The organism is Sphingomonadaceae bacterium OTU29LAMAA1 (assembly GCA_024072375.1).
Lineage (GTDB): Bacteria > Pseudomonadota > Alphaproteobacteria > Sphingomonadales > Sphingomonadaceae > Sphingomonas.
In genome coordinates, this window is the sequence record CP099617.1 from 38,533 (window position 1) to 50,166 (window position 11,634).

Consider the following 11,634-nt stretch of genomic DNA (forward strand, 5'->3'; position numbering starts at 1 on the left):
CTCAGTCCTCATCCCCGCCTGCGCCCTTGCCGAGTTCGGCCTTGAGCGTGAAGCTGTTGGTGGAAGCAATGCGCTCCGAGCCGGTAAGGCCTGCCGTTACCGTGACCTGTCCGCCATTGGTGCGACCAAGCGTCACCGGAATTGCCCGGAAACCCGTCGCGGTCCGGACGAACACAAACGACTTGTCCTCGATCATCTGCACTGCGGCCGATGGTACAGCGACGGTGCGGTCCCCGGTCGCAGGAACGAGGATCGATACGTTGACCGTCTCACCAACGCGCCATGTGCTGCCGGCGTTGTCGAGGGTGGCGATCACCGGCACCAATCGGGTCGTCTCGTCCAGAATGGGGGACACGAACGTGACGCGCCCCTCCTGACGCCGCCCCGGTGCCGTCACTTCGACACGCACGCCGGGTTTCACCCGACCGGCATCCGTGGGAACGAGTGATGTGGTGACCGTGACCTTCGACAGGTTGGCGACACGGAACAGCTCTGCATCGGCCGCGACTGCCTGCCCGAGGGTCGCCGATCGCGCGATCACTTGGCCGGCGATCGGCGAGCGGACCGCGATGCGGTTGAGCGCGCCGCCTCCGCTGCCCGTCGCTGACAACTGCTGCTGCGCCAGGCGAAGGGCAATGCTGGCCTCCGTTGCGGCCGTTCGCGCCGCGACCAGATCCTGCTCCGGCGAAACGCGTTCGGCGAACAGGCGCTGTTCGCGGCGAAGGTTCGATTGGGCGAGTGCGGAACGCGCGCGCGCGGCCTCTACCTCCGCTTTCAGTGATGCCGCTTCCCGGCTTTCGATGATAGCCAGCGGGTCGCCCCGGCTAACTGACTGCCCGAGATTGCGGGTGAGGGAAACGAGCCGACCGCCTACGGAGGTGGACACGACCTGCACACCCTGAGGATCGCCCTCGATCGTCGCCGATAGCTCGATCGCTCCGGCCACGCCGCCTACTGTCGGACGCGTGACCTCTATCCCGGCATCCGCGATCTGCTGCGCGGACAGGGTGACGATATCCTTCGGACCCTCCTTAGCTTCGCCGGCCTCGGCACCTTCTGTCTTCTCGGCTCCGGCTTTCTCACCGGCCTCGCTATTGCCACCCCCGCCGCATCCGGCAAGGAGGATAGCCAGGGTCACAGGCGCGAGCGCCCTCATGATGGTCTTCGTCATTGATTGGTTTCCTCGGGCGAGGGCGCTGCGGCAACGAGCCGTTCGAGGCGTGCCTTGGCGTCGTGATAGGTGGCGAGCGCATCGATCGCGGCGGTTCGTGTTTCGGACAGGGTACGTTCGGCATCAAGCAAATCGAGTTGACCGAACTTACCCTCCCGGTAGCCAATCCGGGCGATCCGAGCGGCTTCGCTTGCCGATGCCAATGCTGGCCCGCTCGCGTTGCGAGCGGTCGTCGCGGCATTCGCGACGTTCGCCTGTGCGCTTGCGATGTCCTGCGCGGTATCCAGCTCGGCCGCGCGACGTAGCGCCTGCGCCTGATCGGTCTGCGCCCGCGCCTGCGCCACTGCCGCCTTGCCGTTGTTGAACAGCGGAAACGGGATCGACAGGCCGAACACCGCTGCCACGTCGTTCGTAGCCTCAAGCCGTCGTGCGCTGGCGCTGAGTGTCACGTCGGGAATGCGCTGCGACCTGGCAAGCCGCACCTGGGCCTCTGCCGTTGTCACGTCCGCACGTGTCGCCGCCAATGCCAGCGTCCCTGCGGTCTCGATCGGCCGTGCCGGACCAAAGCCCTCCACACGGCCGAACCACGCCAAGTCCAACGATCCTGTGAGAGGTTGGCCGATCCGTCGGGCGAGATTGCTCCGAGCGACCTCGGCAAGCCGCTCTGAGCGCTCCACAGCCGTCTCCGCGTTGATCCGCAATACATCGGCGCGCTGCTGTTCGAGCGGTGATGCTCGCCCCGCTTGAACGCGGACGCCGGCTGCGCGCGATGCTTCGCGGGCAATACCGGCTTGCTCGCGCGCGGTCACAAGTCGGCATTCCGCTGCGGTTGCCTCGATGTAGAGCTGCGTGATGGCAAGCCGTAGATCAGCCTCGGCCAGCGCCGTGCCTATCCGCGCTCGATTACCGATTGCATCCGCGACGGCGATCCGTGCCGATCGTTTGCCACCCAGCTCGATCGGTAGTGCCAATCCTGCTGTTGTCTCGGCGCTGCGAAGGCCGCGATATTGACCGCTGCCGGCAATGTTCTCGGTTTCGGCTATGATCGACGGGTTCGGCCGGTAGCCGGCAACCTTGCGGCCTGCTTCAGCTGCCCGGACGCCAGCCGTGGCGGCCTCAAGGCTGGGGGCGCTGGCTCCGGCAAGTGAAAGCGCCTGCTCAAGGGTGAGCGGGGGATTGGTCGATGCTGGATCGGCTGACTGCGCCTGTGCGATCGACGCGCACGACGCCACGGCCAATAAGGCCGCAATAAAACGGTGCATGGGTAACGGACTCCTGACGAACCTTGGGCGTCCGCACGGGCTTTCCCGGCGGAATTAAGGCGTTGGTCAGGCTTGGGGAGGACGTAGGGCTGGGTCCGACGCTACCGGGGCCTTGGGCGCATTGCGCCACACCGACGCAGTCATACGAACGCTGCTGGCTGGTCCGGTTGAATCGGACGCGATCGGCACGCCGACATGATGGCCGTGGCAACCGCCATGATGGTGAGGATACGCCTTGTCGGCGTCTGCCGGCACTTGGTCGGCGTCACCGTCGCAATGATCGAGGGAGCTGACCGCTGTGGTATCAACGCACGTCACGCCTTCGGTCGCATGCGCGACTGATCCAAGCCCGAGCATAAGCACTAGCATGAAACTGAGGAACAGGGCGGAAAGGCGGTGCATCGGCCCGCGCCTTAGCAGCTTACCGACTGCCATGTAACGACTGCTGGTAAGTAGCGAGGGCGGGTGAAGGCTCGCTACGCATTTCGGCGCGTGCCTGCCGCATGATCTGAACACCGCCCGATATTCCCAAAACAGCCATCAAGGTGGCGACGGCAAGATCAGGCCACGCACTGTTGAGGCCGAACACCCCGCCTGCGGCTAGCACGACGGCAATGTTCCCGATCGCGTCATTGCGCGAGCAAATCCATACCGACCTCATGTTCGCGTCACCGCTTCGGAAGCGGTACAGCATGACCGCGACGACAAGGTTCGCGATCAGCGCGGCGATGCCGACCACACCCATAATGTCGGCATGGGGCGTCGCGTCGTGGAGCGCACCCCATCCCGCCGCGAACAGGACATAGACGCCTAGCAAAGCAAGCGTCGCCCCCTTCAACATCGCAGCGCGTGCGCGCCAGGCTATCGCCATTCCGGCAACACCAAGACTGATTGCGTAGTTCGCGGTGTCACCAAAAAAGTCGAGCGCGTCGGCTTGGAGCGCCTTCGATCCGCCCGTGATGCCGGCTATGATCTCGATAACGAACATGCCGCCATTGACGGCAAGCGCGATCCATAGCGCCCGGCGCCACTTTGGATCGTTGAGAGTACCCGCCTTGTCGGACGCGCAGCTTGTGCAGGCCATGTTCGCCACCTCGATAGAATCGATCTGACAGCCTATATGCACCCTCTAGTCGCTAGAGGGTCAAGCGCTGTGTCTGAGAAACTGACAATCGGAAAATTGGCTGGTGCGACTGGCACGAAGGTCGAAACGATCCGCTACTATGAGCAGATTGGCTTGCTGCCGGCACCTGCGCGATCGGCGGGGAACTATCGGACCTATGAGGGTGCGCACCTGCGCCGCCTGTCCTTCATTCGTCGTGCCCGCGATCTTGGCTTCTCGATCGACCAAGTACGCGAGTTGATGGGGCTTGCCGATCGACGAGATCAGTCCTGCATCGCTGTTGATGTCGTTGCCAATCAACACCGCGACGCGATCAGGCGTAAGATTGCCGATCTCACCGCACTGGCTGGTGAACTCGATGCGCTGATAGATTCCTGTAGCCGGAACACCGTCGCCGACTGTCGGATCATCGAAGCCCTTGCGCCTCCTGAGTAGTCCCATAGGACTTAACGGCTTCGTGTGACGGATCCTTTGCCAGGCGTCGCCAGCAATCATCATATAAGTCGAGGGTTTTGCGATGCCCGCGACACTGCTACCGAGATCGTGATGCTAAGACAGAAACCCTGATACTTACCCCTGCAGTGAGAAATCGACGGTGTCGTTTGATTGGGTGCCGTATGGTCCTCCTTGGCTGGGACTTCAGCCGGACCAAGGCAACAAATAGCCCCGAATTCTATGGATCATCTATTGATCTAAAAAGGACCGGCCTGGAAGGATGCGCTGGGGGCATACCCAAAAAGCACCGACCGGGACGGCGGTGATCTCGCTTGAGGGCAATAGCGGTATGTAGATCGAGCTTGGGTCCGCGTGTCTGCCCGGCAGCCACTGTGCGGAACTCGTTGTCACATTGATGGAACGACGATAGAACGGCCAGTACTTGGGAGCAGTCGACCAAAGCGCGTCTTCCGAGCGTTGCCGCAACAGACAGCGCGAGATAAGGCATGATGGGGCATCGTACAGGCGAATTAGCGTGACAAAGGCGACTCATTTCGTCGCGCTGCTGCAGAGTCACATCGATGGCGATGACGAGCAGTTTCTCAGTGTCGCGATGCAGGCGGCCGCTAATGAAGCGCGCCTTGGCCATGGCAAGGTCGCTCAGCAGCTGCGCGAGATGGTGGATGATGCCCGAGCACGGGGCAAGACAAAAGCGCGGGCGCATGCCGTTCCCCTTGTTCAGCCTCGTGGCGAGTTGGCGAGTCTGGTCGCTGCCAAATATGTCGATACGCGGCTATCGAGTATGGTCCTCCCAGTTGAGTTGCGAGATCGTCTTCAAAGGGTAATCCTCGAGCAGCGGCAGGTGCATCGCTTGCGCCAGCATGGTTTGCAGCCGCGCCGCAAGCTTCTGCTCATAGGCCCGCCTGGAGCAGGTAAGACGATGACCGCGGCAGCCATCGCCGGCGAGCTTAAGCTTCCATTGTTTTCGGTCCTCTTGGACGGGCTGCTAACAAAGTTCATGGGCGAGACAGCCTCGAAGCTTCGCACGGTCTTTTCAGCGATGACCGAGACTAGAGGCGTTTATTTCTTTGACGAGTTCGATGCGATTGGAGCACGCCGTGGCGAACGCAACGATGTAGGAGAAATCCGGCGCGTTCTAAACTCCTTTCTGCAGTTCTTGGAAGAGGATGACAGCGAAGGATTGATCGTTGCTGCGACCAACCATCCCGAGCTCTTGGACCCAGCGCTCTTCCGGCGCTTCGACGACGTGATTGAATACACCCTGCCAGACGCGCAGGTAGCTCGGGCGATCCTTGAAGCTCGGCTATCGGCCTTCGACACGGCTTCCGTGTCTTGGGAAGACGCAACCGAAGGGGTTGATGGGCTAAGTCAGGCAGACCTTTCTCGTGTTGCGGACGAAGCAGCAAAAAGGACGTTGCTCGCAGGGCGTGACGGCGTGGAGACAGCGGATCTTTTCGCTGCGATCGCTGAGCGGAAGGCGGCGGCTCGTCGGTAAGAATGGCAGACGAACAAGCGCGGCCGCATCCGCATATCTATCTTCGGGATACAGGCACGCGGCGGGGTTACACAGCCTACCAGGCGGGCGGTGATGGCGGCGGTGGACTGCCGCAGCGCGATCGGGTTGGCCATGCAAATGCCCTAACCCAAGCCCTGACGGCGGTTGTGCAGCAAGGCGAGACGGTCCTCGCAAACCGGGACGCGAATATCGCTGCTGGAGAAAAAGGCTTCTATGTCGAGTTCACTCTGCCTTCGGGCCAGGCGGACATCGTCGACAAGCTGGAGAACCGACGGGGCCGCTTTCCGATTGAACTAGTGAACGTGCACCCGGCGGAGGAGGGGCAGGTTTCGGCAACCGTGTTCGTTCCCGAGGCGCAGAAGGACTATTACCTTAAAAAAGTTGCGGCCTATCGTGACGACGACAATGTCACCTACAAAACACACGACGACGGCTCCGTCGAAGAGCTTCGCAAGCCAAAAAATCAGCGCCTCATCGCGTCGATCGAAACCGCGCGTTTAGCGGTCGCTCGATCCTTCTACACCGACCAGGCTAACTTGTTTCCCGCGCCGGGGGGCGAGGCCTGGTGGGAGGTGTGGGTTCGCAAAGGAACAAAGGGGTCGTTCGACAAGGCCGCGCAGGCGCTTGGCATGGTCACACGCGAGCATACCCTCGAGTTCGCTGAACGTGATGTGGTTATCGCTAAAGGTACGCCTGAGCAGCTCGGACGAGTGATCGCCAACACTGACAGCGTTGCCGAGCTCCGTCTCGCGCGAGACACGCCCTCGCTTTTTATGGGCATGGATGGTGCTGAGCAACGAACGTGGAGCGCAGATCTAGCAAAGCGGCTCGTGCCGATCGATGACGAAGCCCCGGCCGTATGCCTGCTAGATTCCGGTACGACCATCAACCATCCTTTGATCAAACCTTACCTTCTACCTGTTGATCAGCAGGCATTCGACGCCGCTTGGAATGCTGAGGATGTCAGTGCACAAGGTCACGGAGGTCACGGTACGCAGATGTCGGGGACATCGCTGTACGGCGACCTTATGGAAGTACTTGATGGGACCGGGCCGATCGTCGTCCGGCACCGGTTGGAGTCAGTAAAGATCCTGCCGGATCACGGCGCCAATGCCCCGGATTTATATGGTGCAATCACTGCTCAGGCGATTGCGCGAGCAGAGATTGCTGCGCCAAATCGACCAAGAGCTATCTGTCTAGCGGTTACAAGCCTAGGCGATCACGGTCGCGGCCGACCATCGGCATGGTCGGCCAAGCTAGATGCGATCACCTTTGGTCGCGACGAGGTGCAACGCTTCATTGCGGTCGCTGCTGGCAATATCCGCGAGGCGATCGTTGCGGCAGACTATCCAGCACGCAACGATACAATGCCGATCGAAAATCCGGCTCAAGCATGGAATGCGTTGACTGTTGGAGCGTACACTGAGCGCACGCTCATTTCGGATCCGACTTATGCCGGCTGGAATGCGCTTGGTGCCGCCGGTGACATCATGCCGCGGAGCCGAACCTCCGTCAGCTGGATTCGAGAATGGCCTTTGAAGCCCGATGTTGTGTTCGAGGGCGGAAACATAGGCCATGATCCAGCGACGGGGCAGGGCGATCATGTTGATGACCTCGCCTTACTGACCACATATCGCACGATCGCCGAGCGACCTTTCACGACAACCGGTGACACCAGCGCGGCTACTGCGCTTGCCGCCCGAATGGCGGCACAGATCATGGCGGAAAAGCCAACATTGTGGCCGGAGACGGTACGCGGTCTCATCGTTCACTCCGCAGAGTGGACCGATGCTATGCGTGCCAATCAGAACACCATTGGCAAGCCTGCTCTTGTGCGTCGCTACGGCTTTGGCGTTCCTTCCTTAGCGCGTGCTCTCGGCAGCCTCGATCACGATCTAACTATTGTTACCGAAGACGAGATCGTGCCATTCAAGATGAAGGGTGGAGCAGCGATTACGGACGAGTTGGCAGTCCACCAGCTTCCGTGGCCGAGAGGCGCACTGCTCGCACTTGATCCTGCGACGCTTGTCCAACTGCGAATAACCTTGAGCTATTTCATAGAGCCTAACCCTGGTGAGCGGGGATTGTCACGACGTCACGTTTACGCAAGCCATGGATTACGCTTCGACCTAAAGCATGCGGATGACTCACTAGATACTTTTATTCGACGTAGAACGTCTGAGGCAGGTGCTCGACCTGCAAGGCGCGCGGCGTCGGATGCCGGCTGGACTATCGGTCCTCAGTTGCGAAATAGAGGATCGTTGCACGCCGATATTTGGGAAGGCACCGCGACGGAGCTTGCCGCTCGTGACGCGATCATCGTCTATCCAACAGGGGGGTGGTGGAGAGAAAATGTTGCGAAGGGCCATGCGGGGGAGGCGGTACGATATAGCCTGATCGCGAGCATCCGCGCGGCACCAGGAACAGAACTGTACACCGAGGTTACTGCCCAAGTCGCGCCTGAGGTCGCCATCGAGATCTAGCGGCGACGCTAGATGCAGCGGCGCGCAAACATAGCGGCCGCTCGCAATCAAGATTTCGTGCTTACATTATCCGTTGCGGGTGGATACCAACGGCGGGTTCCGCTTTTGCGTTTGGCTGTCCCATTTCTCCGTTTCCACAGGGCCATTTCGGGAAAGAGCAATCGGGAACACATTTCGGGAAACGGCTGCTTCCATGCCAACCAGCGGACCCTGCAAACGTCAGCCGTCCCAACCATCCTTCCTAATCGGGAATGTCGGATCGGCCGCTCCCGGCGCAGTCTCAGACGCTCATGCACCTAGTGCTGATGGTCCTCGTTGAGGCCAAACGAACGGAAGTGAGCCAAGCACAAACCCGAGAAATGTCGCCTGGAGCGGCACGGCCAAGCCGAATGCGGGAATCTTCAAAACGACCAAGGCATAGGTGTTAGCTATCACGTCAGTAAGCATGACTGCTGCCGCCAAAAGCAGGCCACACCGCCTAAGTCGCGATAAAAGCAATGTGATCGTAAGTAGGTCTAAAAGTACCAATCACGTCCAGAAAGCCTCAAGTAGTGGTGGTCCCCAACTATAAGGCCGCCAACCATATGCCATAAAATCGCGCGCATGGTTGAACGCGCCTATTCCGAAGCAGGCTGAATAAAGCCCAAGTACGATCCGAGAGCGGACGGCAGGGTACAGTTCCATGGGAAGCACGGTATATATTTAGTCGGCGGCTTGCCAAGCGGCGTGGATAAAATCGGCTGGTCAGCAGCCAAGACAGACCCGATCATTCCGATATTCGATCCTCGTGAGAACGCCTCGGCTGTCTCGCTGGCCGTTCCCAAGTGGCATTGTACGTCCCGTATCTACGGAAGTAGGGCTATCTTATGATCAAACGAACCGGCTGCACGTCGGCGGAGGCGCTGTCGATCGCCAAAGCTGTCTTTCACACCCGCTATGCCGGTGCGGCCTTCGCCTATGCGGCAGGGTCAATCATGCGCGGGGAAGGCACTTACCTCTCCGACATAGACTTGGTTGTCGTCTTCGATCACCTCGAGGCAGCGCGCCGCGAGTCCTTCACCGTCGATAGCGTGCCGATCGAGGCGTTTGTTCACGACCCTGAGACGCTGGCCTGGTTCGTCAACGAGGACGTGGCGCGGGGCCGCCCCAGCATCCTGAATATGTTCGTGGAGGGTAAGATAGTCGGTCCGGGTCAGGGGGCGGCTGAAGCCCTGCGCGATGAAGTGGCGGCTCGGTTGAGGAACGGACCGCTGCCGTTTTCGACCATCTCATTGAACGGGCTGCGTTATGAAATCACGGACGCGGTGGATGATCTACGCGGCGATCGAACTGCGGAAGAGGTGTTGGCGATAGGAGCCATGCTCCATCCAAAGCTCGTGGAACTCGCCCTGCGGGGTCGGGGTCACTGGAACGGGACAGGCAAATGGGCTCCGCGACTTCTGACGAACATCGATGCCGATCTAGCGGTCCGGTTCGACAGTGCCTTTCGCACCCTGTTCACTAGGGGCGAGGGTGGCCTTGTAATCGCGCTAGCAGAAGCAGAATTAGCTCCACATGGCGGCGCTCTCTTTGATGGCGATTGTCGGGATGCACCTGCATCATGGCGGGTCGCTTAAGAGAACCACTTTCCCAAAATTCGTTCCCAATTGAGAAGCCTGTGTCCTAGGTTCATGCCCGGTCACTCCCTCGGATGGCGCAGAGCTTTAACGAGAAGCGAAAATGCAGCCGTGGGCTGTCGCCGGCTTGGATAATAAAGATGGTAGCCTGCAAATGCAGGGCACCAATCTTTTAACACTGGAACGAGCTGTCCAGCAGCCAATGCCGGACGAACATAGTCTTCCATGACGAAGGCAAGGCAATACCCATCGATCGCAGCCTGAACGATGATATCTTCGTCGTTGAAGGCGAGTTGCCCATCGACGCGGACGCGCATGTCACGACCGTCCTTTTCGAATTCCCAAGCGTAAAAACCACCCACGGTCGTCGTGCGCTGGTTGATGCATCGGTGCTGCGCGAGGTCTTGTGGCACGGCAGGAGGCTGATGCCGATCGAGGTAGGACGGTGCGCCAACGACTACCATGCGCACGTCCGGACCAATCGGCACGGCGATCATGTCCTTGGCAACCGCTTCTCCTAGCCGGACGCCGGCATCGAAGCGGTCGGAAACGACGTCGGCTAAGCCGTTATCCAGACTAAGTTCGAGATGGACGTCGGGATAGTCACGCAGCATCGGGCGCAACTTCGGCCATAACAGGGTGGTGGCCGCATGCTTGGACGTCGTGATCCGGATCGTGCCGGTAGGTATCGCGCGCATCTCGGTCAGCGCGCTAATCTCGGCCTCCACCTCCGCCAGTGCCGGGGTAAGTTTCCCGACGGCACGCGGATCGTCAGCGTCGAGCGCATGTCGCGGGCGTTCACCAAATATCATCTCGATGACGGACGTGCGCTGCACCGGTTCAAGATGGAAGAGCCACACGCGACGCCGCATGACCACCCCTGGAGCTTCGACACCGAGATCCTTGATGGCGGGTATGTCGAAGAGGTGTTCAATCTGGATCCGAGCGGCGGTTGGCGCAGTGAATTGGTTCACCGGCCCCCTGGCGAAACCTACCACGTCGATGCCGCGCACATTCACCGCATCGTCGAGCTGTCAACCGGCGAGTGCTGGACTCTCGTTCGGGCTGGTCTCCACACTCGGGAAACCCGGTTCTGGCGGTTCGGAGATATGGTTCAGTCTCGGGCCTGGCATGAGCGACGGTGGACGCGCTTCGGATAAGCCGTCACGGGCCGTCGAACCGCAATGTTCAAGTCGGTATTCGTCGCGGAAGGACATCGCTTGCGCGCCGCGATTCTCGGATACGGCTCCCGGGAACGAAGCCGTTCTTCGGATTGGGCTTGTTTGAGCGCTGACGAATTTTAGCGGCTAAAAACTGAGTTCGGCGGAGTCCGCGGTCGCAACGGCATTAGCGGATTGTATCGGTTAGATAATCGATGCGAATTTACCGTTCATTCCATCCCTGTGATCCGAAATTAAACGAAAGTCTTTGTACGTTACTTATTGGGGGCGGAGCGCCCTTTTTCCAAAAAAATTCCATTTTCTGTTTGTCGTCCAAATGGTTGTCATTGATGACAGCGCGGACGGCTTGGATAAATTGACCATGACTAAAAACGTATACCAGCGCGTCGGGCGGTAAGGTCGAAAGCCTTCCAAGCGCCGTTTCGGCGCGGCGAAGCAGCGTTGCAAAACTTTCTGCACCTTCTCCATCGCAATACGTCGGGTCGGCGGCGCTCCAGAAGCGCTCCAAATAAGGCATCCTCGTAGAGCTGAGGGTTCCGTTCCATTGAGAAGGTTGAAGGTAAGTGAATTCTTCGATCGGCCAAACTTCAACTGGAACGCCGTGGAACCGCTCGATCGTAGGTGCTGCCGTCTGCTGAGTGCGAAGGTATGGCGAAGTGACTATCAGCGACGGTGTTTCATCCCACACCGCGGCAACATCACGGGCCTGCTGCCAACCAAGGTCGGTGAGCTCGATCAAGGAAAGGTCGTCGCTTGGCATTCCGGCATTTCCGGTGCTCTGACCATGCCGCACAAATGTCGCTCGCACGTGAAAATATGCCCTCTG

9 protein-coding genes are annotated in these 11,634 nt (G+C 60.0%); 4 read left to right on the forward strand and 5 right to left on the reverse strand.

Annotated features, from left to right (window positions below):
* Nucleotide 1: 1 nt before the first annotated feature.
* The 3 genes from NF699_00560 to NF699_00570 all read right to left on the reverse strand — a co-directional run bounded on the left by NF699_00560 (nucleotide 2) and on the right by NF699_00570 (nucleotide 3,517).
* Nucleotides 2-1,171 (reverse strand): efflux RND transporter periplasmic adaptor subunit, encoded by a 1,170-nt coding sequence (locus NF699_00560; GenBank protein ID USU05242.1) that lies wholly within the window; start codon nucleotides 1,169-1,171, stop codon nucleotides 2-4.
* Nucleotides 1,168-2,433, reverse strand: a complete 1,266-nt coding sequence (locus NF699_00565) for a TolC family protein (GenBank protein USU05243.1) — start codon at nucleotides 2,431-2,433, stop codon at nucleotides 1,168-1,170. Before NF699_00565 ends, NF699_00560 begins: the two co-directional genes overlap by 4 nt.
* A 421-nt stretch (nucleotides 2,434-2,854) precedes the next feature.
* Nucleotides 2,855-3,517, reverse strand: a complete 663-nt coding sequence (locus tag NF699_00570; protein ID USU05244.1) for a cation transporter — start codon at nucleotides 3,515-3,517, stop codon at nucleotides 2,855-2,857.
* Nucleotides 3,518-3,586: 69 nt separating this feature from the next.
* Here NF699_00570 and NF699_00575 point away from each other — a divergent pair, with 69 nt between their 5' ends.
* The 4 genes from NF699_00575 (at nucleotide 3,587) to NF699_00590 (ending at nucleotide 9,627) form a co-directional block, all read left to right on the forward strand.
* Complete coding sequence (locus NF699_00575) at nucleotides 3,587-3,991, forward strand: helix-turn-helix domain-containing protein (GenBank protein ID USU05245.1); 405 nt, start codon at nucleotides 3,587-3,589, stop codon at nucleotides 3,989-3,991.
* Between the two features lie 535 nt (nucleotides 3,992-4,526).
* Nucleotides 4,527-5,507 (forward strand): ATP-binding protein, encoded by a 981-nt coding sequence (locus NF699_00580; protein ID USU05246.1) that lies wholly within the window; start codon nucleotides 4,527-4,529, stop codon nucleotides 5,505-5,507.
* A gap of 2 nt (nucleotides 5,508-5,509) precedes the next feature.
* The gene (locus tag NF699_00585) at nucleotides 5,510-8,011 is read left to right on the forward strand and encodes a S8 family peptidase (protein USU05247.1); all 2,502 of its coding nucleotides are present in this window, start codon (nucleotides 5,510-5,512) and stop codon (nucleotides 8,009-8,011) included.
* An 866-nt stretch (nucleotides 8,012-8,877) separates the two neighbouring features.
* A complete protein-coding gene (locus tag NF699_00590; protein ID USU05248.1) occupies nucleotides 8,878-9,627 on the forward strand; it encodes a nucleotidyltransferase domain-containing protein in 750 nt (249 codons plus the stop codon).
* 62 nt (nucleotides 9,628-9,689) lie between these two features.
* Here the strand turns inward: NF699_00590 and NF699_00595 are convergent, their stop codons facing one another.
* A complete protein-coding gene (locus tag NF699_00595; GenBank protein USU05249.1) occupies nucleotides 9,690-10,640 on the reverse strand; it encodes a LysR substrate-binding domain-containing protein in 951 nt (316 codons plus the stop codon).
* A 370-nt stretch (nucleotides 10,641-11,010) separates the two neighbouring features.
* Nucleotides 11,011-11,616, reverse strand: a complete 606-nt coding sequence (locus NF699_00600) for a phosphoglycerate mutase family protein (protein ID USU05250.1) — start codon at nucleotides 11,614-11,616, stop codon at nucleotides 11,011-11,013.
* Between the last annotated feature and the right edge of the window lie 18 nt (nucleotides 11,617-11,634).

Bases quoted from the DNA above. Each gene is read 5' to 3' on its own strand.
- NF699_00560 (USU05242.1), bottom strand. From the start codon at position 1,171: ATGACGAAGACCATCATGAGGGCGCTCGCGCCTGTGACCCTGGCTATC.
- NF699_00565 (USU05243.1), bottom strand. From the start codon at position 2,433: ATGCACCGTTTTATTGCGGCCTTATTGGCCGTGGCGTCGTGCGCGTCG.
- NF699_00570 (USU05244.1), bottom strand. From the start codon at position 3,517: ATGGCCTGCACAAGCTGCGCGTCCGACAAGGCGGGTACTCTCAACGAT.
- NF699_00585 (USU05247.1), top strand. From the start codon at position 5,510: ATGGCAGACGAACAAGCGCGGCCGCATCCGCATATCTATCTTCGGGAT.
- NF699_00590 (USU05248.1), top strand. From the start codon at position 8,878: ATGATCAAACGAACCGGCTGCACGTCGGCGGAGGCGCTGTCGATCGCC.